Source organism: Rouxiella silvae (assembly GCF_002093625.1).
In the GTDB taxonomy this organism is placed as follows: domain Bacteria; phylum Pseudomonadota; class Gammaproteobacteria; order Enterobacterales; family Enterobacteriaceae; genus Rouxiella; species Rouxiella silvae.
Window position 1 is genome coordinate 49,770 of sequence record NZ_MRWD01000026.1, and the last position, 20,083, is coordinate 69,852.

General features: G+C 50.2%; 19 protein-coding genes, 2 tRNA genes and 1 pseudogene. 5 read left to right on the forward strand and 17 right to left on the reverse strand.

Annotation, left to right across the window (positions count from 1 at the left end; genetic code table 11):
- Window positions 1-51: 51 nt before the first annotated feature.
- The 10 genes from infB to rlmE all read right to left on the reverse strand — a co-directional run bounded on the left by infB (window position 52) and on the right by rlmE (window position 10,887).
- Window positions 52-2,751, reverse strand: coding sequence for a translation initiation factor IF-2 (gene infB, locus BS639_RS12275; RefSeq protein ID WP_055782483.1), 2,700 nt, complete (start codon window positions 2,749-2,751; stop codon window positions 52-54).
- Between the two features lie 24 nt (window positions 2,752-2,775).
- Window positions 2,776-4,284, reverse strand: coding sequence for a transcription termination factor NusA (gene nusA / locus BS639_RS12280; RefSeq protein WP_055782480.1), 1,509 nt, complete (start codon window positions 4,282-4,284; stop codon window positions 2,776-2,778).
- A 21-nt stretch (window positions 4,285-4,305) separates the two neighbouring features.
- A complete protein-coding gene (rimP, locus tag BS639_RS12285; RefSeq protein WP_139804091.1) occupies window positions 4,306-4,758 on the reverse strand; it encodes a ribosome maturation factor RimP in 453 nt (150 codons plus the stop codon).
- Between the two features lie 213 nt (window positions 4,759-4,971).
- Window positions 4,972-5,048 (reverse strand) — tRNA-Met (locus BS639_RS12290).
- A 91-nt stretch (window positions 5,049-5,139) separates the two neighbouring features.
- Window positions 5,140-5,226, reverse strand: a tRNA-Leu gene (locus BS639_RS12295).
- A 111-nt stretch (window positions 5,227-5,337) separates the two neighbouring features.
- Window positions 5,338-5,673 (reverse strand): preprotein translocase subunit SecG, encoded by a 336-nt coding sequence (secG, locus tag BS639_RS12300; RefSeq protein ID WP_045049016.1) that lies wholly within the window; start codon window positions 5,671-5,673, stop codon window positions 5,338-5,340.
- Window positions 5,674-5,962: 289 nt separating this feature from the next.
- The gene (gene glmM, locus BS639_RS12305; RefSeq protein WP_084983207.1) at window positions 5,963-7,297 is read right to left on the reverse strand and encodes a phosphoglucosamine mutase; all 1,335 of its coding nucleotides are present in this window, start codon (window positions 7,295-7,297) and stop codon (window positions 5,963-5,965) included.
- Between the two features lie 10 nt (window positions 7,298-7,307).
- Window positions 7,308-8,144, reverse strand: a complete 837-nt coding sequence (folP, locus tag BS639_RS12310) for a dihydropteroate synthase (RefSeq protein WP_055782471.1) — start codon at window positions 8,142-8,144, stop codon at window positions 7,308-7,310.
- 113 nt (window positions 8,145-8,257) lie between these two features.
- Window positions 8,258-10,201 carry an ATP-dependent zinc metalloprotease FtsH gene (gene ftsH, locus BS639_RS12315; RefSeq protein WP_055782468.1) on the reverse strand — a complete coding sequence of 648 codons (1,944 nt, stop codon included), beginning with the start codon at window positions 10,199-10,201 and terminating at the stop codon, window positions 8,258-8,260.
- Between the two features lie 56 nt (window positions 10,202-10,257).
- Window positions 10,258-10,887: a 23S rRNA (uridine(2552)-2'-O)-methyltransferase RlmE gene (rlmE, locus tag BS639_RS12320; RefSeq protein WP_055782465.1), complete on the reverse strand. Its 630-nt coding sequence runs from the start codon at window positions 10,885-10,887 to the stop codon at window positions 10,258-10,260.
- Between the two features lie 183 nt (window positions 10,888-11,070).
- Here rlmE and yhbY point away from each other — a divergent pair, with 183 nt between their 5' ends.
- Complete coding sequence (gene yhbY / locus BS639_RS12325; RefSeq protein WP_055782462.1) at window positions 11,071-11,367, forward strand: ribosome assembly RNA-binding protein YhbY; 297 nt, start codon at window positions 11,071-11,073, stop codon at window positions 11,365-11,367.
- A gap of 158 nt (window positions 11,368-11,525) precedes the next feature.
- Here yhbY and greA read toward each other — a convergent pair whose 3' ends face one another.
- Entirely contained in the window at window positions 11,526-12,002 is a 477-nt protein-coding gene (gene greA / locus BS639_RS12330; protein WP_055782459.1) for a transcription elongation factor GreA, read from the reverse strand.
- 279 nt (window positions 12,003-12,281) lie between these two features.
- Between greA and dacB the strand changes: the two genes are divergently transcribed.
- Genes dacB through pmrB form a run of 3 tightly spaced genes read left to right on the forward strand, consistent with a single transcriptional unit; the run spans window position 12,282 to window position 15,502 of the window.
- Window positions 12,282-13,715, forward strand: coding sequence for a serine-type D-Ala-D-Ala carboxypeptidase (gene dacB, locus BS639_RS12335; RefSeq protein WP_055782456.1), 1,434 nt, complete (start codon window positions 12,282-12,284; stop codon window positions 13,713-13,715).
- Window positions 13,716-13,745: 30 nt separating this feature from the next.
- Window positions 13,746-14,408, forward strand: a complete 663-nt coding sequence (pmrA, locus tag BS639_RS12340; RefSeq protein WP_055782453.1) for a two-component system response regulator PmrA — start codon at window positions 13,746-13,748, stop codon at window positions 14,406-14,408.
- Entirely contained in the window at window positions 14,405-15,502 is a 1,098-nt protein-coding gene (gene pmrB / locus BS639_RS12345) for a two-component system sensor histidine kinase PmrB (RefSeq protein WP_084983208.1), read from the forward strand. The genes pmrA and pmrB overlap by 4 nt, the downstream gene beginning before the upstream one ends.
- 60 nt (window positions 15,503-15,562) lie before the next feature.
- Here the strand turns inward: pmrB and cgtA are convergent, their stop codons facing one another.
- From cgtA to rplU, 4 genes and pseudogenes are all read right to left on the reverse strand, one after another.
- The gene (gene cgtA, locus BS639_RS12350; RefSeq protein ID WP_084983209.1) at window positions 15,563-16,729 is read right to left on the reverse strand and encodes an Obg family GTPase CgtA; all 1,167 of its coding nucleotides are present in this window, start codon (window positions 16,727-16,729) and stop codon (window positions 15,563-15,565) included.
- 95 nt (window positions 16,730-16,824) lie between these two features.
- A pseudogene (locus BS639_RS25290) lies at window positions 16,825-17,000 on the reverse strand (EamA family transporter); the annotation flags it as partial.
- Between the two features lie 80 nt (window positions 17,001-17,080).
- A complete protein-coding gene (gene rpmA, locus BS639_RS12355; RefSeq protein WP_055782444.1) occupies window positions 17,081-17,338 on the reverse strand; it encodes a 50S ribosomal protein L27 in 258 nt (85 codons plus the stop codon).
- An 18-nt stretch (window positions 17,339-17,356) separates the two neighbouring features.
- Entirely contained in the window at window positions 17,357-17,668 is a 312-nt protein-coding gene (rplU, locus tag BS639_RS12360) for a 50S ribosomal protein L21 (RefSeq protein ID WP_009636772.1), read from the reverse strand.
- Window positions 17,669-17,927: 259 nt separating this feature from the next.
- Here rplU and ispB point away from each other — a divergent pair, with 259 nt between their 5' ends.
- The gene (gene ispB, locus BS639_RS12365) at window positions 17,928-18,899 is read left to right on the forward strand and encodes an octaprenyl diphosphate synthase (protein WP_055782439.1); all 972 of its coding nucleotides are present in this window, start codon (window positions 17,928-17,930) and stop codon (window positions 18,897-18,899) included.
- Window positions 18,900-18,943: 44 nt separating this feature from the next.
- Here ispB and BS639_RS12370 read toward each other — a convergent pair whose 3' ends face one another.
- Together BS639_RS12370 and BS639_RS12375 are read right to left on the reverse strand one after the other, a co-directional pair.
- Window positions 18,944-19,309: a DNA-binding protein gene (locus BS639_RS12370; protein WP_084983210.1), complete on the reverse strand. Its 366-nt coding sequence runs from the start codon at window positions 19,307-19,309 to the stop codon at window positions 18,944-18,946.
- Between the two features lie 159 nt (window positions 19,310-19,468).
- Window positions 19,469-19,822 (reverse strand): DNA-binding protein, encoded by a 354-nt coding sequence (locus BS639_RS12375; RefSeq protein ID WP_084983211.1) that lies wholly within the window; start codon window positions 19,820-19,822, stop codon window positions 19,469-19,471.
- Window positions 19,823-20,083: the final 261 nt, after the last annotated feature.

Below are 20,083 nucleotides of genomic sequence, written 5' to 3' on the forward strand. Positions count from 1 at the left end.
GGGGGCGCAAGGCCCCCCAATGGTTCTGGATGTAATCGAAAACGTAAAACGTTAAGCGATGGTGCGCTTGATTTCGATGATTTCGAATACTTCGATAACATCGCCAGGGCGCACGTCGTTGTAGTTCTTAACGCCGATACCACATTCCATGCCGTTACGGACTTCGTTAACGTCATCTTTGAAGCGGCGCAGAGATTCCAGCTCGCCTTCATAGATAACCACGTTGTCACGCAGAACGCGGATTGGGTTATTACGTTTAATCATACCTTCAGTAACCATACAGCCTGCGATAGCGCCAAATTTCGGTGACTTGAACACGTCACGAACTTCAGCCAGACCAATGATTTGCTGTTTGTATTCTGGTGCCAACATACCGCTCATCGCCTGTTTGACTTCATCAATCAGGTTATAGATCACGGAGTAGTAACGCAGATCCAGGCTTTCGTTTTCAACGACGCGGCGAGCAGATGCATCGGCACGCACGTTAAAGCCAAGGATGATTGCGCGAGAAGCGGCAGCCAGCGTTGCGTCGGTTTCGGTGATACCACCTACGCCCATACCCACAATTTTGACTTTAACTTCTGCGGTTGACAGATTTTGCAGCGCATCAGAGATAGCTTCGCAAGAACCCTGCACGTCAGATTTCAACACGATGTTAAGTTCAGAAACTTCGCCTTCGGTCATGTTCGCAAACATGTTTTCCAGTTTAGATTTCTGCTGGCGAGCCAGTTTAACTTCGCGGAACTTACCTTGACGATACAGCGCAACTTCGCGCGCTTTCTTCTCATCACGAACAACGGTAACTTCGTCACCCGCCGCCGGAACGCTGGACAGACCCAGAACTTCGACAGGGATAGAAGGACCCGCAGAGGTGATGTCGCGACCCATTTCGTCACGCATCGCACGCACACGGCCGTATTCGAAGCCGCACAGGATGATATCACCCTTGTTCAGCGTACCTTCTTGAACCAGCACGGTAGCCACTGGGCCACGACCTTTATCAAGGAAGGATTCGATAACAACGCCGCTTGCCATGCCGGTGCGAACTGCCTGCAATTCCAGAACTTCAGCTTGTAGCAGGATGGCGTTCAACAGTTCGTCGATACCGGTACCGGCTTTCGCAGATACGTGGATGAACTGAGACTCGCCGCCCCACTCTTCTGGCATAACGCCATACTGAGAAAGTTCGGTTTTAACGCGCTCTGGATCAGCGTCTGGCTTATCAACTTTGTTCACCGCAACCACGATAGGCACACCCGCTGCTTTCGCATGCTGTACGGCTTCGATGGTTTGTGGCATCACGCCGTCATCAGCAGAAACAACCAGAACAACGATGTCGGTAGCCTTGGCACCACGTGCACGCATTGAAGTAAACGCGGCGTGTCCAGGGGTATCGAGGAAAGTTATCATGCCGTTTTCGGTTTCTACATGATAAGCACCGATGTGCTGTGTAATGCCGCCCGCTTCGCCTGCAGCTACTTTCGTTGAACGAATGTAGTCAAGCAAAGAAGTTTTACCGTGGTCAACGTGACCCATGATGGTAACGACTGGAGCACGCGGTTCAGCAGCAGCTGAAGCGGTATCACGGTCGCTCATCAGCGCTTCTTCCAGCTCGTTTTCACGACGCAGGATAACTTTGTGGCCCATTTCTTCAGCAACCAGCTGAGCAGTTTCCTGATCGATAACTTGGTTGATGGTGGCCATAGCGCCCAGTTTCATCATCGTTTTGATGACCTGAGAACCTTTAACTGCCATTTTGTTTGCCAATTCGGCAACGGTAATGGTTTCGCCCACGACAACGTCGCGGTTCACGGCAACGACAGGCTTGTTAAAGCTCTGCTGCAGCGTGCTTGGTTTGCGTTTGCCTTTACCACCACGGCCAACGGCACGGGCTTCTTCGCGATCCGCTTTAGATTCAGACAGTTTATTGCCTTTCTTCTGCTTGGTCGCTTTGCCACCGCGTGAACGGGTACGGCGTTCGCCTTCAACTTTGGCATCATTTTCATCTTCTGCAGCACGTGCGTGCTGTGAAGTCGTCACATGATAATCCGCAGTTTCAGCTTCGGCTTCGCTTGGCGCTGGCGCTTCAGTCCATACGCCTGAGTCAGCCATTTTACGAGCTTCTTCAGCTACGCGCTTGGCATTCTCTTCGATTTTACGCAGTGCTTCTTGTTCCGCTTTGCGCTTAAGTTCAGCGGCTTCGGCTTCACGGCGTGCTTTTTCTGCCTGAGCTGGCTTGGTTACTTCGTCGGTATGTTGATTCGTCACTTTATCTTTTTCCGCTGCGTCACGCTTAGCTTTATCAGCGGCCTCACGTTTGGCTTGCTCAGCGGCTTCACGTTTAGCTTTTTCCTGAGCGGCCACTTGCTGGGCCTGCTCTTGTGCTACACGCTGAGCCTGTTCTTCCGCTTCACGCTTTGCCTGCTCTTCCGCTTCGGCCTGGGCAAGTTCTGCCTCGGTCATATCACGTTTAACATAAGTGCGTTTCTTGCGGACCTCGATTTGCACCGATTTACTCTTCCCGCCGGTGCTCGGAACATTAAGTGTACTACGCGTTTTGCGTTGTAACGTCAGTTTGTTTGTCGCATTCGAATTTCCACCATTCAAATGCGCCAACAGTGTTTCTTTTTCGTGCTGGGTGACAGAGTCAGCTTCAGACTTGTCAATCCCTGCGTCAGCAAATTGCTGTACCAGGCGATCGACCGGAGTTTGGATCTCCGCTGCCAGCGATTTTACGGTTACATCTGTCATGCTGTTCCTTCCTGCTACAGTTGATTACGCATTGTCGCCAAACCAACAGATATTACGTGCGGCCATGATTAATTCACCAGCCTGCTCGTCATTTAGACCTTCAATATCTGCCAGATCGTCGACACCCTGCTCGGCAAGATCTTCCAGCGTGCAAACACCGATTGCTGCCAGTTTAAACGCCATGCTGCGTTCCAAACCTGCAAGATTCAGCAGGTCCTCAGCAGGCTTGTTGTCACCGAGACTTTCTTCCTGTGCAAGGGCCAGGGTGGTCAGCGCTTCTTTCGCACGTTCGCGCAGCGCATCTACCGTGTCTTCGTCCAGACCATCGATTTCTAACAACTCGTTCACCGGCACGTAGGCCAACTCTTCGAGGGTAGAGAAACCTTCTTCAACCAGAACAGTCGCGAAATCTTCGTCGATTGCCAAGTATTTTGTGAAGGTCTCAATTGCAGCATGCGCCTCGGCCTGATGTTTGGCCTGCAGGTCGTCTGCCGTCATCACGTTCAGTTCCCACTTGTCGTCACCACGATGCTGTTTCAACAGTTGAGAAGCTAAACGTACGTTTTGGCCATTACGGCCAATCGCCTGTGCCAGGTTGCTGGCTTCAACGGCGATATCCATGGTGCACTTGTCTTCATCAACAACGATTGACGCGACGTCTGCCGGCGCCATAGCGTTGATAACGAATTGCGCAGGATTATCATCCCAAAGGATGATATCGATACGTTCACCGCCCAGTTCACTGGAAACGGCCTGAACGCGCGCACCGCGCATACCGACACAAGCACCAACAGGGTCGATACGCTTATCGTTAGTTTTTACTGCAATCTTGGCACGTGAACCCGGATCGCGGGCGGCGGCTTTGATTTCAATAAGTTCTTCGCCGATTTCTGGTACTTCGATGCGGAACAGTTCAACCAGCATCTCGTTACGTGAACGGCTAACAAACAGTTGAGCACCGCGAGCTTCAGGGCGCACAGCGTAAAGTACGCCGCGAATACGGTCACCTGAACGGAAGTTCTCGCGTGGCAACATGTCTTCACGAAGGATCACGGCTTCAGCGTTGCTACCCAAATCCAGGGCAATGCTGTCACGGTTAACTTTTTTAACCACGCCGGTAACGATCTCGCCTTCCTGTTCACGGAACGCGTCAACCACCATTGCACGTTCAGCTTCACGTACTTTCTGTACGATAACCTGTTTTGCAGTCTGCGTGGTGATACGGTCAAAGGTGACGGATTCGATTTGATCTTCGACGTAGTCGCCCAATTCAATGGAAGGATCTTCGTATTGAGCAGCTTCAAGCGTAATTTCGCGCGTCGGTTGGGTAACTTCATTTACAGCTACCCAGCGGCGGAAGGTGTCAAAGTCGCCGGTTTTACGGTCAATGGTGACGCGAACTTCGATTTCCTGCTCGTACTTTTTCTTGGTCGCTGTCGACAATGCAGTTTCCAGCGCTTCAAAAATTTTCTCGCGCGGAAGGGACTTTTCATTCGAAACTGCTTCTACAACAGCCAGAATTTCTTTATTCATCCTCGTTGCCTCATCCTAACTTTAAAAGTGGGGTACCAGGTTCGCCTTCTGGATGTTGCTCAGTGCGAACACTTCGTCTTTACCATCCACCGTAACCGTGATCATTTCGCCTTCGACAGCCTTGATTATTCCCTGCCATTTGCGGCGGTTCTGCATTGCCATACGCAATACCACGCTGACTTCATCACCGAGGAAACGTTGATAATGAGCGGCGGTGAACATAGGGCGGTCGAGGCCCGGGGAGGAAACTTCCAGATTGTAGGCAACGGTAATCGGGTCTTCTACTTCGAGTACAGCGCTAACCTGGTGGCTGACATCAGCACAATCATCAACGTTGATCCCGTCTTCACTATCAATATAGATGCGTAGTGTCGATTGGCGAGCTCGAACGAACTCAATACCTACCAGCTCGAAACCTAATGCTTCGACCGGCGCTGAAATCATCTCTGTTAATTTTTGTTCTAATGTGGACAAGTCCACCCCCAAGACATAAAAAAAGGGCCTAATAGCCCAGTGATTCTGTTGCCAAATAACAAAAAACCCCGATAAATCGGGGCTTTATGCAACTGGACCCTATTCGCCGCAAGGCGGCTTCGGCTCACTTTCAAAAGGATTTTTTTCAAATGGATACTCGGAAGCACCAGGGAGATACTAGCAGTATATTTGAAAACAAATACTTGAGGAAAGTGGTTGCGGGGGCCGGATTTGAACCGACGACCTTCGGGTTATGAGCCCGACGAGCTACCAGGCTGCTCCACCCCGCGTCCGAAAACAACGTAACGCGTACATATTGTCGCGACTTGATGCCGCAAAATACTACGCTGATAACCGCAAGAATGCAAGTTATCAAAAGATTGGTACCGAGGACGGGACTTGAACCCGTAAGCCCATTCGGGCACTACCACCTCAAGGTAGCGTGTCTACCAATTCCACCACCTCGGCACTCTTTTTTTCCCAATCGCACTTACTGTCCAAGTAATTGCCATTGTTAGAAACTTTTTACTTCTCCACTGACGCTGGCGTCAATGTTTGCTGCTGATACTGAACGACAACTTACTTAGGAATATCGCTGCTTGGGCCTGTCGGAGCTGCCGGTGCAGTAGTCTGCTCAGATTTAACTGGCTGACCCAGATTTTCCCACTCGCTGCCTTTTTGGCTTTTATTGGTGCTCATGTTCCCCAAGATCAAACTAATGACGAAGAACAGCGCCGCCAAAATAGCCGTCATGCGGGTCATAAAGTTACCGGAACCGCTCGAACCGAACAACGTGCCTGACGCACCTGCTCCGAAAGAGGCTCCCATATCTGCACCTTTACCTTGTTGCAGCATAACCAGACCGACAAGGCCGATTGCCACGATAAGGAAAATCACCAGAAGAGCATCGTACATAGTTGTACCTGTATCCTTGCGGGTTCACCGCGTGCTAATTGCTTCTCACCAGCTTCTTACTATGATTAGCCGTAGACCTTCAAGGACCTACTGAAGCGGGTGTGAATACTAACCAAAGCGTTATGCTCGTGCAAGGGCAATTTTCAGCTAATTGTTCAATTGCAGAAAAAAGCGCCAAATACTGCTATTTTACCGCCAAAATGGCGATAAGATAAGCAATTGCGAGCAATATTTTCGTATCATTGCAATGACATGGCAACACCTTTGCCGATGTTGCCCTGTCAGTCAATCAAACAGCTTTTACGGCGTCGGCGATGCGATTGGCCAGTTTTTCAACCAATGCAGCATCTTCGCCTTCGACCATCACGCGGATCAGTGGCTCAGTGCCGGATTTACGCAACAGCACGCGTCCTTTGCCCGCCAACTGTTTTTCAACATCTGCGGTGATGCTTTTAACGTTAGCGTCTTCCAGCGGGTCACTCTCTCCGGAGAAGCGCACGTTAACCAGAATCTGCGGCAGCAGTTTCATGCCGCTGCACAGGTCGTGCAAGGTCATATGATTACGCACCATTGCAGTGAGCACTTGCAAACCGGCTACGATACCGTCGCCGGTCGTGGTTTTGTCTAGCAAAATTACGTGACCTGAGTTTTCAGCACCGATGCGCCAGCCTTTTTCCTGCAATTTTTCAAGCACGTAACGGTCACCCACTTTAGCACGTGCAAAAGGGATCCCCAGCTGTTTAAGCGCCAATTCAAGGCCCATATTGCTCATCAGCGTGCCGACAACACCGCCGCGCAGTTGGCCCTGACGTAGGCCTTCACGAGCAATGATGTAGAGGATCTGGTCGCCATCAACCTTGTTTCCTTCATGGTCGACCATGATGATGCGGTCGCCGTCGCCGTCAAAAGCCAGGCCCAAGTCGGCCTTTTCTTCAAGCACGCGCTGCTGTAATAACGCTACGTCGGTAGCGCCGCAGCCTTCATTGATGTTCATACCGTCTGGCTCGCAGCCGATAGCAATCACTTTGGCACCCAGTTCACGCATGACGCTGGGTGCAATGTGATAGGTGGCGCCGTTGGCACAGTCGACAACAATTTTTAACCCGCTTAGGCTAAGCTCGGCCGGAAAAGTGCCTTTACAAAATTCGATGTAGCGGCCTGCAGCATCAACAATACGGCTGGCTTTACCTAACTCGGCAGACTCAACACAGGTCAACGGTTTTTCCATCTCGGCTTCGATGGCTTCTTCTACGTGATCCGGCAGCTTTGTTCCGTCGGTCGAGAAAAATTTAATCCCATTGTCGTAATACGGATTGTGGGAAGCAGAAATGACAATTCCGGCCTCGGCGCGGAAGGTTCGGGTCAGATAAGCAATCGCCGGCGTTGGCATTGGGCCGGTGAATGAGGCTGAAAGCCCCGCGGCAGCAAGCCCTGCCTCAAGAGCAGACTCCAGCATATAGCCTGAAATACGCGTATCTTTACCAATGATCACTTTGCCGAAGCTGTGACGAGCCAGTACTTTGCCCGCAGCCCAACCGAGCTTTAGTACAAAATCAGGCGTGATCGGGGTATCGCCAACCTTGCCGCGTATGCCGTCTGTACCAAAGTATTTACGGTCGCTCATAATTTATTTTTCATCCCTTCTTAGCTGAAAGTGTTGCTTCGACGATACGCATGGCCTGCACCGTTTCTTTAACGTCATGGACTCTGACAATCTGCGCACCCTGCATGGCGGCAATCACCGCGCAGGCAATGCTTCCTGCCACTCTTTGTTCAGGGGAAACGTGCAACAGCTGGCCAATCATCGATTTTCTCGACATGCCGACGAGTAGCGGTAACCCAAAATGGTGAAATTCGGCCAGTCTGGCCAGTAATTCATAGTTGTGGTGTAAATTCTTACCGAAACCGAACCCAGGGTCGAGCAACAATTTATCTTTCGCTATTCCCGCCTCAAGGCACTGGGCAATATGTTGCACAAAATAGCCATCAACTTCAGCGATCAAATCGTCGTAATGCGGCGACTGCTGCATTGTTTTTGGGTCACCCTGCATATGCATCAGGCAAACTGGAAGCCCCGTCGCCGCCGCAGCCTGCATCGCACCGGGTTCTTGAAGCGAGCGAATATCGTTAATCAAATGCACGCCAGCCGCGGCAGATTCGCGAATGACTGAGGCCTTAGAGGTATCGACCGACAGCCACACGTCAAAACGGCGAGCAAGCGCCTCAACCACCGGCACAACCCGTGAAAGCTCTTCATCATCACTGACTTCGGCCGCACCGGGTCGTGTAGACTCACCGCCAATGTCCAGGATAGTGGCTCCCGCATCGATCATTTCATGGGCGTGCTTTATCGCCAAATCAAGATTGTTATGGCGACCGCCGTCGGAAAACGAGTCGGGAGTGACGTTGAGTATTCCCATAACTTGAGGAAAGGTGAGATTGAGGGTGCTGCCGTTCGCGGTGAGCTGCATGGTTGTGTTCCTGTAATGCTTCTTATGGGCTCAATATGTAAAAAACCCCGGTCTAAGCCGGGGTTTTATTTTAGTCACTACAGACTGTTGAAGCAAAGCCTGCAATCAGCAACTTACTTGCCGCTGAATTGCTCGCACATCGTATTGCCTGGATTAGGCGTACGTGGCTCATCGACAGGCGTTGGCGCTTTAGGCGTACCGTTGTTGTCGTCTGAACCGGTGCTGCTTGCAGCATCCCAACCTGCTGGCGGACGAACCACATCTTTACGCAACATCAGATCGTCGATCTGTGGAGCATCGATGGTTTCATACGTCATCAGCGCTTTTGTCATGTTATGCAGGATATCCATATTGGCATCCAGAATTTCACGAGCACGCTTATAGTTGACTTCGATTAAGGACTTAACTTCCTGGTCGATAATACGCGCGGTTTCATCGGACATGTGCTTGGCTTTCGCTACTGAACGACCCAAGAATACCTCGCCCTCTTCTTCTGCGTACAGAAGTGGACCCAGTTTCTCGGAGAAGCCCCACTGAGTGACCATGTTGCGGGCAATCGAGGTAGCCACTTTAATGTCGTTAGATGCACCGGTAGAAACTTTACCCGCACCGTAGATAATCTCTTCCGCCAGACGACCGCCGTAAAGCGTGGAGATCTGACTTTCAAGTTTTTCACGGCTCGCGCTGATTGCGTCGCCTTCCGGCAGGAAGAACGTCACACCCAGTGCGCGACCACGAGGGATAATCGTTACTTTATGAACAGGGTCGTGCCCCTTGTCTTTCAGTAACCAGCCAATGATTGCATGGCCCGCTTCGTGGTAGGCAGTCGATTCTTTTTGCGCTTCTGTCATCACCATGGAGCGACGTTCTGCACCCATCATGATTTTGTCTTTGGCTTTTTCGAACTCAACCATCGACACGACACGCTTGTTACCACGTGCAGAGAACAGAGCGGCTTCGTTGACCAAGTTAGCCAGGTCAGCACCCGAGAATCCTGGAGTACCACGCGCAATTACCGCTGCATCAATATCTGGAGACAGGGGAACACGACGCATGTGAACTTTAAGGATCTGCTCACGCCCGCGCACATCCGGCAAGCCAACCACTACCTGACGGTCAAAGCGACCTGGACGCAGCAGCGCCGGGTCAAGCACGTCTGGGCGGTTAGTTGCGGCGATAACAATAATACCTTCGTTACCTTCGAAACCGTCCATCTCAACCAGCATCTGGTTCAGGGTCTGTTCACGTTCGTCGTGACCACCGCCTAAACCGGCACCGCGTTGGCGACCCACGGCATCGATTTCATCGATAAAGATGATGCATGGTGCCGCTTTCTTGGCCTGTTCGAACATGTCACGCACACGAGATGCGCCCACACCCACAAACATTTCAACAAAGTCAGAACCTGAAATAGTAAAGAATGGCACCTTTGCTTCACCGGCAATGGCTTTCGCCAGCAAGGTTTTACCGGTACCCGGCGGGCCCACCATCAGCACGCCTTTAGGAATTTTACCGCCCAGTTTCTGGAAACGGCTTGGTTCGCGCAGGTAATCTACCAGCTCGCTCACCTCTTCCTTGGCTTCGTCACAGCCTGCAACGTCGGCAAAAGTGGTCTTGATTTGATCTTCCGTGAGCATGCGGGCTTTGCTTTTGCCAAAGGACATCGCGCCCTTGCCACCGCCGCCCTGCATTTGCCGCATAAAGAAGATCCAGACCCCTATTAGCAACAGCATTGGGAACCAGGAAATAAAGATAGATGCCAGCAGGCTCGGCTCTTCAGGCGGCTCACCAACAACTTTCACATTCTTCGTCAACAAGGTATCCAGTAATTTAGGATCGTTGACAGGGATATAGGTCGTGTATTTGTTACTGTCTTTCTTGGTAACGTTAATCTCACGTCCATTGATACGCGCTTCACGAATCTGGTCTTGGGTCAATTCGGACATGAAGGTAGAATAATCTACCCTACGGCCATTAGACTCGCTGGGCCCAAAGCTCTGAAATACAGACATCAATACAACCGCGATGACTAACCAGAGAATCAGGTTCTTCGCCATGTCACTCAAGGGATTAACCTCATATTACAACTGTGTTAACAAACAGCGTTAGGGAACTACAGTTTTCGCCCTGTCGCTACGATGTACACTTCTCGGGAACGAGCTCGGGAAGCGTCTGGCTTACGAATCTTAACCTTCGTAAACAGGGAGCGAATTTCCCGTAGGTATTCATCAAAACCATCTCCCTGGAACACCTTCACCAGGAAACTTCCGCCTGGTGCGAGTACATCACGACACATATCCAGCGCTAACTCAACCAGATACATCGATTTTGGTATATCGACTGCCGGAGTACCACTCATATTCGGGGCCATATCGGACATGACCACCTGAACCTTGCTTTCTCCTACTCTCTCGAGCAGGGCTTTAAGAACCAGTTCATCACGAAAATCGCCTTGAAGGAAATCGACTCCCACGATGGGATCCATCGGTAAAAGATCCAAAGCGATAATTCGCCCTTTATTGCCAATCTGCGTTACGACGTACTGTGACCATCCACCCGGAGCTGCACCTAAGTCAACCACGGTCATACCCGGTTTAAACAGCTTGTCGCCTTGCTGTATTTCATCAAGTTTAAACCAGGCACGGGAACGCAGCCCTTTTTTCTGTGCTGCTATCACATATTTATCGCTAAAGTGTTCCTGCAACCAGCGACTGGAACTTGCAGAACGCTTTTTATTAGACATTATTTAGTAACCATATAGTTTTCAAACTACCCTGAGTAGAGCCTTAACAACAAGCTCTTAGCGTCGTTTAGTCTATGGCTAAGTCGTCTTGGCACATCACTCGGTTACATACCGAGTTGGTGATATAGATGAGATGGCGGTAGAATGCCCCGTTTTCAATCCCAACTTAAGTAAAAAAAGACGATGAATCTTAACAACAAACAAAAACAGTACCTGAAAGGCTTGGCACATCCGTTAAAACCGGTCGTCATGCTAGGTAATAACGGCCTCACAGAAGGCGTACTTGCCGAAATCGAACAGGCGCTGCAACATCATGAGCTCATCAAGGTGAAAATTGCCGCCGAAGAGCGTGAGACCAAGACGTTGATCGTAGACGCAATTGTGCGGGAAACCAAGGCGAACAACGTACAAGTCATCGGCAATATGCTGGTACTGTATCGCCCTTCTACTGAAGACCGCAAAATTATCTTACCGCGTTAACTTTTAAGAGTTTAACGAAAAGCGCTTTGGATTTAACGAAAAGTTGCTATCTATACGTGGTTTTACAAAAGGCCCTTTCGGGCCTTTTTCATTTTAACGTCAAAATCGACGCTAAAAAGAGCGGCAACCCTCACAAAAACCACCGCCCAACGAATAAATTAAATATATTCTACTTTCAATACTTCGAACTCGACGTCGCCGCCCGGCGTTTTGATCACCACCACGTCGTCCTGCTCTTTGCCAATCAGGCCACGAGCAATCGGCGAGTTCACAGAAATCAGGTTCTGCTTAAAGTCAGCTTCGTCATCGCCTACGATGCGGTAGGTCTGCTCCTCGTCAGTATCAAGATTCATCAGGGACACTGTTGCCCCGAAGATGACACGCCCTGTAGCAGGCATTTTCATGATATCAATGACTTGTGCATTTGACAGCTTGGCTTCAATTTCTTGAATACGGCCTTCACAGAACCCCTGCTGCTCACGCGCGGCGTGGTATTCGGCATTCTCTTTCAAATCGCCATGCTCACGCGCGGTGGCAATATCAGCAATAATTTTAGGTCGACGAACGCCTTTAAGGTGGTCGAGTTCTTCACGTAATCTTTCAGCGCCACGCAATGTCATCGGAATCGGTTTCATATTTTCACTACCTCTAACTTTGTCCTTTCGGTAAAACACCGTCCTGAATTTATCAGGTAGAAATCAAGCCCTTAGGGCCAACTCGCTCTGGCGAAAAACAAAAAAAACCTCACCCGGAGTAAACTCCAAGCCAGGATTGGTTTTTCATTTTGAGTGGTATTTTAGCCTAGAGTTCCTTTGGGATCATTGTTTACTTTCACCCACGTTGCACCCCCGTTCGTTGCATCGTAGTATGGCACCACGTCATCCTGTAGTTATCCAGAGCCTATACTCAAAATAATGCGTTTTTTACGAATTGTCAGTGGATTAGCCTGCGCGATTGCTTTTAATGCAAACGCCGTACAGGTAGAAAACTATACCCAGTACCTGCCAGAAGGCACCAACCTGTCGGTATTGGTAAAGAAGATTGGGGCAACCACGCCGGTACTCGACTACCACGGCGACCAAATGGCCCTGCCTGCCAGTACTATGAAGATATTTACCGCATTAGCCGCCCTGCTGCAACTGGGGCCGGATTTCCGCTTTAATACCACCTTTGAGACTAAGGGCAGTATTAGCGGGGGCGTACTTCGTGGTGATTTAGTCGCTCGTTTTGATGGCGATCCCACGTTTAAACGTCAGAATATTCGCAATATGGTCGCCGTGTTGAAAAAACAGGGCGTCAAAGAAATAAGCGGTGACGTGGTCATCGATACCTCGGTCTTTGCCAGCCATGACAAAGCCCCTGGTTGGCCGTGGAACGACATCACCCAGTGCTTCAGCGCACCGCCGGCCGCCGCCATTGTTGACCGCAACTGCTTCTCGGTTTCGCTTTACAGCGCCGCTAAACCGGACGAGAACGCGTTTATTCGCGTGGCGTCCTACTACCCGGTACAAATGTTCAGTGAAGTTCGTACGCTGGCTAAAGGCTCGCCCGATGCCCAGTACTGTGAGCTTGACGTGGTCCCCGGTGAGTTTAACCGCTTTACGTTGACCGGTTGCTTAACCCAACGCAGTGAGCCCCTGCCTCTGGCGTTCGCCATTCAGGACGGCGCGGCCTACGCGGGGGAAATATTAAAAGACGAGCTTAAACAGGCTGATATCCAAATTGATGGTCAATTAAAACGTCAAACACGCGTTACACCGGCGGGAACAATACTGGCTCAAACCCAGTCTGCACCGCTGCACGAGCTGCTGCACACTATGCTGAAAAAGTCAGACAACATGATTGCCGACACGGTGTTTCGCACCATCGGCCATCAGCTATATGGTGTCCCTGGCACATGGCGCGCCGGTTCGGACGCTGTGCGTCAAATTTTGCGCCAGAAAGCCGGCATTGATTTGGGAAATACCATTCAGGTTGATGGGTCAGGCCTGTCGCGCCATGACTTGGTCTCGCCTAAAACCATGATGCAGGCGCTGCAATTTATCGCCGAGCACGACAAGGATCTTGATTTCATATCGATGCTGCCGCTGGCCGGTCATGATGGAACCCTACAGTACCGCGGTGGGCTACATGAAGCCGGAGTCGATGGCAAAGTATCGGCTAAAACCGGTTCACTGGCCGGCGTTTACAACCTGGCAGGCTTTATTACTACCGCGAGCGGGCAACGCTTGGCGTTTGTGCAATACCTGTCGGGCTATGCGGTTCCGCCTGAGGATCAACGTACACGTCGCGCACCTTTAGTTCGTTTCGAGAGCCGTCTGTATCGAGACATTTATCAAAATAACTAAAGAATCAATGGCTGAGGATCTGAGTTTATTATGAAATTACTGATCGTTGAGGATGACGAGCTGCTGCGCCAGGGGTTAACACTGGCGTTACACGGCGAAAATTACGCCAGTGACAGCGCGTCAACGGCAGCAGAGGCCAACGCGCTGCTGCAAAGCAGTCAGTATAGCCTGATTATTCTCGACCTCGGCCTGCCTGACACCGACGGCGCGACTCTGCTGCGCCAATGGCGGCGTCAAAATATCTCGCTGCCGGTGCTGATTCTGACCGCGCGCGACGCCCTCGAAGACAGAGTTGACGGGCTCGACGCCGGTGCAGATGACTACCTGATAAAACCTTTTGCCCTGGTTGAACTGCTGGCGCGCGTCAGGGCCCTGATACGCCGCTATCAGGGTCACAGCGATAATCTGCTCACCGTCGGGACGCTGACGCTCAACCTCTCTTCTCAGCAAGTTTATCTTCAAGAACAGCTGGTTGAGATAACACCCAAGGAGTTCGCCATTCTGTCGCGGCTTATCATGCGTGCCGGACACACGGTGAATAGGGAGCTGCTGCAGCAGGATCTTTACTCTTGGCAGGATGATCTTGGCTCAAACACTCTCGAAGTTCACATGCACAACCTGCGTCGCAAGCTAGGTAAAGATTTAATTCATACCGTACGCGGCATCGGTTACCGCCTGGACGCGCCAAAATGACCAGCATGCGCCGCCGCCTGTTGGTGATGCTGGCCCTGATTTTATTTGTCACCCAACTCATCAGCGTTTTTTGGCTGTGGCACGAGAGCCAGGAGCAGATTAATTTACTGGTCAATGACACGCTTTCTGCCAAGGTTCGCAACGCCCACGTTGAAAAAGAGATTGCCGAAGCCATTGCCTCGCTGATCGCCCCGTCGTTAACCATGCTGGCGGTGACACTGCTGCTAAGCTTCTGGGCCATAAGCTGGATAATCAGGCCACTCAAACAGTTGCAGCGCCGTCTTGAAACGCGCTCTGCTGACAATCTTTCTCCGCTGCCGTTGAATAGCGAAATTCAGGAGGTGGTGTCAGTAACCAATGCGCTTAATCAGCTTTTTGCCAGACTGTCGAAAACCATTGCTCAAGAGAGATTGTTCACTGCCGACGCCGCGCACGAGCTGCGTACGCCGCTGGCTGGACTGCGCCTTCATCTTGAGTTAATGGAGAAGAATGGCGTTGACGGCAGCAGCATGCTGATAGGCCGTATCGACCTGTTGATGCACACAGTAGAACAGCTTTTAATGCTTTCTCGCGCCGGGCAGAATTTTGCTCAGGGCCAATATCAGAAAGTAGATTTGCTCAACGATGTCGTGCGGCCATTGCATGAGGAACTCAGCGAAATGCTGGCAGGCCATCAGCAGCAGTTGATAGTCAAACACGACGGGGTACCACCGGTGGAGGGCGATGCGGTTCTTCTGCGCCTGATGCTCAGAAACGTGGTTGAAAATGCTTATCGCTATAGTCCACACGGCAGTGATATCACGATATCGCTCACCCAAAGCAATCAGGGCGTTTTATTGCAGGTAGATGACTGCGGGCCTGGGATTGACGAGAAAACGTCAGGAGAGCTGACTCAGGCCTTTAGACGAGCAGATCAGCGCTTTGGTGGCAGCGGATTAGGACTGAATATTGTCCTGCGTATCCTTAATCTTCACAGCGGAAGCCTTGAGCTTAAAAATCGAATCGAAAGCAGCGGCTTAAGTGCACAATGCTGGCTACCCGAACAGGCTTTTACTCAAAACGGCGCCTCTGTACATCCGGACTATGACGCATAAAAAAGGTCGCATAAATAAATGCGACCTTTCGTAAGAATGACGTTCTGTATTGCGAGGTGATTAACGCTCGTAAATGATTTCTACGCCTTCGTCGTCTTCATCATCCCAGTCGTCCCAATCGTCGTCTTCTTCTTCAACTTCTGCCAGCTGTTCACGGTGGTAATCGTCCCACATGAATTCAACTTTTTCTGGCACGGCGGCTTCAACGGACATGTGCTTAGGATTGGCGTTGATGAACTTCATCACTTCCCAGCACAGCGCGTTAACGCCGTCGCGGTTAGCGGCAGAAATAAGGAAGTAATCGCCTTCCCAGCCCATACCTTCCGCAATCTCTTTCGCACGACGCTCAGCTTCTTCCTGACCAATCACATCAATCTTGTTGAAGACTAACCAACGTGGTTTAGATGCCAGATTTTCGTTGTACTGCTTCAACTCATTGATGATGATTTTGGCATTTTCAACCGGATCGGACTCATCTATTGGCGCAATATCAACAAGATGCAGCAGTACACGGCAGCGCTCAAGGTGTTTGAGGAAGCGAATACCCAGGCCAGCGCCGTCGGAAGCGCCTTCTATCAACCCCGGAATGTCGGCCACTACAAAGCTCTGCTCGCTGTCCATACGCACCACGCCCAAGCTTGGAACCAGGGTGGTAAAGGGATAATCGGCAACTTTTGGTTTCGCAGCAGAAACAGCACGAATGAAGGTAGATTTGCCTGCGTTTGGCAGACCCAGCATACCCACGTCGGCAAGCAGCATCAATTCCAGGGAAAGGTCGCGCAGTTCGCCTTTGGTACCCATGGTTTTCTGGCGCGGAGAACGGTTAACGGACGATTTAAATCGGGTGTTACCCAAACCGTGCCATCCACCTTTGGCTACCAGCTGTACCTGGCCATGACGTGTCATGTCACCCAATACTTCGCCGGTTCCCTGGTCCAGTACGCGAGTACCAACGGGGATTTTAATGGTAATATCTTTGCCGCGTTTGCCAGTACAGTCACGGCTCTGGCCATTCTCGCCGCGCTCGGCACGGAAAGATTTTACAAAGCGGTAGTCGATCAGGGTGTTCAGGTTTTCGTCAGCGATCAAAAATACGTCGCCGCCGTCACCACCGTCACCGCCGTCAGGACCGCCGTGTGGAATATATTTTTCGCGGCGGAAGCTGACGCAACCATTACCGCCATCGCCTGCTACGACCAGGATCGTCGCTTCATCTACAAACTTCATTTGAACTGTCTCCGTAAATCATTCACCCGGATGCTTGAATTAGCCATCAGGTCTTGTTCTGTTCCTGGTTGCATACACAGGACGATTGCAGACAACATTGCCTCTGCAATGCCCATGAAGGCAGTTAAACCGCAGGACAGAAGACAGGCTACTTGCCAGCGTAAAAAAATGTCTCAGGCTTCGCCAAAGGAAGCAGTGCGATAGCACATAAAGTGTACAGCAAAATGAGAATCTGCGTTGAAGTCAGTTTTCCTGACGTCCATTTTCTTGCCGGTGTTGGCCAACAGAATGTAAAAAGCCCCGCAACTAATTGCGGGGCTTACATCAATCTATCTAGACGAGAACGGTAAATTAAGCAGCTTCGATGCTGATGAATTTACGGTTGTCCTTGCCTTTAACTTCGAACTTGACTTTACCGTCAGTCAAAGCAAACAGAGTGTGGTCACGACCGCAACCCACGTTGATACCAGCGTGGAATTTGGTGCCGCGCTGGCGAACGATGATGCTGCCTGCCAGAACTGATTCGCCGCCAAAGCGTTTTACGCCCAGACGTTTAGCTTCTGAATCGCGACCGTTGCGGGTGGAGCCGCCAGCCTTCTTGTGTGCCATAGTTCCGCTCTCCTAATCTTAAGCGCTAATGCCGGTGATTTTAACATCAGTGAACCACTGACGGTGGCCCTGCTGCTTACGGTAGTGCTTACGACGACGAAACTTAACGATCTTAATTTTCTCGCCACGACCGTGAGCAACAACTTCTGCTTTGATCACACCGCCAGCAATTAAAGGCAAGCCGATGTTGATTTCTTCACCGTTAGCGATCATCAGAACTTGGTCAAACTCAATTGTTTCACCAGTTGCGATGTCCAGCTTTTCCAAGCGAACAGTTTGACCTTCGCTTACTCGGTGTTGTTTACCACCACTTTGGAAAACCGCGTACATATAAAACTCCGCTTTCCGCGCACTCAACTTTGTATAGTCCAGAGGGCGCTATAAATATTCACAATAGGGCGCGAATTCTACGCAAAAAATCAGCATAAGACAAGAGCACAATCACTAGAAAAGAAGAAAAAAAGCGCAGTTCACTGGAACTCGTTTATCTCACTCATTTTTCAAGTACAATCTCTGCTACAGTTTGCATCATGTGCCAATGTGAGCCCGTTCTCATTGCGGTGAAGAGAAATACAGCCGAAAAATCACAATGAACCTAGAACAGATTACCGACCTCACCGAACAGGATATGGCTGCAGTTAATGCGGCAATTCTCGAACAGTTGAACTCAGATGTCACGCTCATCAATCAACTAGGCTATTACATCATTAGCGGTGGTGGTAAACGAATTCGCCCGATGATTGCCGTTCTTGCTGCACGCGCTCTTAACTACGGCGGTGACAAGCATGTGACCGTTGCTGCGCTGATAGAGTTTATTCACACTGCAACGCTGTTGCATGATGATGTTGTGGACGAGTCAAATATGCGTCGTGGCAAAGCAACCGCCAATGCTGCATTTGGAAATGCAGCCAGCGTGCTGGTTGGCGATTTCATCTACACTCGCGCCTTCCAGATGATGACTGACCTGGAATCACTTCCTGTGCTGGCATTAATGGCCAAAGCGGTGAACGTGATTGCCGAAGGTGAAGTGCTGCAATTGATGAACTGCAACGATCCGGACATTACCGAAGATAGCTATATGCAAGTTATCTACAGTAAAACGGCGCGTCTTTTCGAAGCGGCTGCACAGGCATCCGCGATGCTTGCCGGAGGGAGTGATGCGCAGATAACCGCGCTGCAGGACTATGGCCGCTATCTGGGCACCGCCTTCCAGCTGATTGACGATTTGCTCGATTACGATGCCGATGGAGACACGTTGGGTAAAAATACCGGCGATGACCTCAACGAGGGGAAACCTACTCTGCCGCTGCTGCATGCCATGAAGCACGGTGATCCTCAGCAATCAACTATGATCCGCGAGGCTATCGAACAGGGTAACGGCAGACACTTACTGGAACCTGTGCTTGCGGCTATGCATCAATGGGGCTCGCTAGATTATACGCGCCAACGCGCTGAAGAAGAGGCTGACAAGGCGATTGCGGCACTGCAAGTGTTGCCAGAATCATCTTACCGGCAGGCCCTGGAAGGCCTCGCTCACTTAGCCGTGAAGCGCGATTTCTAAATCGGCCGTTCTAATGAGGCTGCCGCTGTTATGGGCGGCCTTAATCAATGAGGTCTTTCATCACCGGGTGAAATACGTTTAATCATCGCCGTCATCCCTTCACGGACAATAAAAGACACGATCTGCTCGCGCTCTGCCTCATTAAGTTGCTTATAGCTCTCAATCCATATGAGCAAGGGATCGTGATAGGACGCGCACAAATATTCTGCTGATTTTTCCTGAATAATTAACGCCGGTTTCGTCATATTGGGCAGGCTGTCGATATGATATTCAACTGCCCTTCCCTGTACACCAATGCGGCGTCGTTTTTCCCATCCCTGTCTTCTTGCCATTCCATGAATTCCCTGCGTTGAGGTCGGGAGTCCATTAATTCCAACGAGATCTTTCGCTGCAAACCATTCCTTTTTCATGGCATTCCTTTTATTAGTCTTAACTCATAGAAATAACAGCAAATATTTATACGTGCTTCTGCCGCATGCTCTACAGTTAACACATAAGACGACACATTTACATCAACAGCCAATTAAAAAAGGAGGATAAAACGCTTAATTAAAACTTTAATAAATACTTTAATCGGAAACATTCAGTCTATTTATCATTTCGGTCATACCCTCACGGACAATAAAGCTAATAATCATGTTTCGCTCTTCCTCACGCAACTGCTTATAACTTTCAATCCAAATTGCCAAAGGATCTTGGAAAGTTGAGTACAAATATTCCGCAGACTGTTCATTCAAGGCCAATTTAGAGGCCGCTTTTACCGGCAAACTTTCAACATGATACTCCACACCACGTCCCTGGACACCAAAGCGACGACGCCTCAGCCAGTTTTGGCGACGTGCCATATTATGAACCCCCTGTGTTGTTGAAGGGAGTCCGGTAAAATTAATCAGTTCTTTGGCAGAAAACCACTCTTGATTCATAAAGTCACCCTCTAATTAATACAGGGAAATAATAGTTATAAATAATACCCTGTATATTTTCTCGATTATTTTTGTTGTTGCAGAGCTAATGAGTAAAAGCCTTTACATTGAATACTAACTTATACCACTACACAGTACCACTGCGCATCCATAAATTAAAACACTGTCAGTTAAGCTTTTGTGATGAAATATTTTTATGGATAAGATGTAAATAGAGCAACTTATTTATCACACTAAGGTGAGTATTTTTTAATATTGAGG

What these genes read in the sequence shown, in the direction of transcription:
- infB (WP_055782483.1), bottom strand. Translation starts at nt 2,751, where the DNA reads ATGACAGATGTAACCGTAAAATCGCTGGCAGCGGAGATCCAAACTCCG.
- nusA (WP_055782480.1), bottom strand. Translation starts at nt 4,284, where the DNA reads ATGAATAAAGAAATTCTGGCTGTTGTAGAAGCAGTTTCGAATGAAAAG.
- secG (WP_045049016.1), bottom strand. Translation starts at nt 5,673, where the DNA reads ATGTACGATGCTCTTCTGGTGATTTTCCTTATCGTGGCAATCGGCCTT.
- glmM (WP_084983207.1), bottom strand. Translation starts at nt 7,297, where the DNA reads ATGAGCGACCGTAAATACTTTGGTACAGACGGCATACGCGGCAAGGTT.
- folP (WP_055782471.1), bottom strand. Translation starts at nt 8,144, where the DNA reads ATGCAGCTCACCGCGAACGGCAGCACCCTCAATCTCACCTTTCCTCAA.
- ftsH (WP_055782468.1), bottom strand. Translation starts at nt 10,201, where the DNA reads ATGGCGAAGAACCTGATTCTCTGGTTAGTCATCGCGGTTGTATTGATG.
- rlmE (WP_055782465.1), bottom strand. Translation starts at nt 10,887, where the DNA reads ATGTCTAATAAAAAGCGTTCTGCAAGTTCCAGTCGCTGGTTGCAGGAA.
- yhbY (WP_055782462.1), top strand. Translation starts at nt 11,071, where the DNA reads ATGAATCTTAACAACAAACAAAAACAGTACCTGAAAGGCTTGGCACAT.
- greA (WP_055782459.1), bottom strand. Translation starts at nt 12,002, where the DNA reads ATGAAACCGATTCCGATGACATTGCGTGGCGCTGAAAGATTACGTGAA.
- dacB (WP_055782456.1), top strand. Translation starts at nt 12,282, where the DNA reads ATGCGTTTTTTACGAATTGTCAGTGGATTAGCCTGCGCGATTGCTTTT.
- pmrA (WP_055782453.1), top strand. Translation starts at nt 13,746, where the DNA reads ATGAAATTACTGATCGTTGAGGATGACGAGCTGCTGCGCCAGGGGTTA.
- pmrB (WP_084983208.1), top strand. Translation starts at nt 14,405, where the DNA reads ATGACCAGCATGCGCCGCCGCCTGTTGGTGATGCTGGCCCTGATTTTA.
- cgtA (WP_084983209.1), bottom strand. Translation starts at nt 16,729, where the DNA reads ATGAAGTTTGTAGATGAAGCGACGATCCTGGTCGTAGCAGGCGATGGC.
- rpmA (WP_055782444.1), bottom strand. Translation starts at nt 17,338, where the DNA reads ATGGCACACAAGAAGGCTGGCGGCTCCACCCGCAACGGTCGCGATTCA.
- rplU (WP_009636772.1), bottom strand. Translation starts at nt 17,668, where the DNA reads ATGTACGCGGTTTTCCAAAGTGGTGGTAAACAACACCGAGTAAGCGAA.
- ispB (WP_055782439.1), top strand. Translation starts at nt 17,928, where the DNA reads ATGAACCTAGAACAGATTACCGACCTCACCGAACAGGATATGGCTGCA.
- BS639_RS12370 (WP_084983210.1), bottom strand. Translation starts at nt 19,309, where the DNA reads ATGAAAAAGGAATGGTTTGCAGCGAAAGATCTCGTTGGAATTAATGGA.
- BS639_RS12375 (WP_084983211.1), bottom strand. Translation starts at nt 19,822, where the DNA reads ATGAATCAAGAGTGGTTTTCTGCCAAAGAACTGATTAATTTTACCGGA.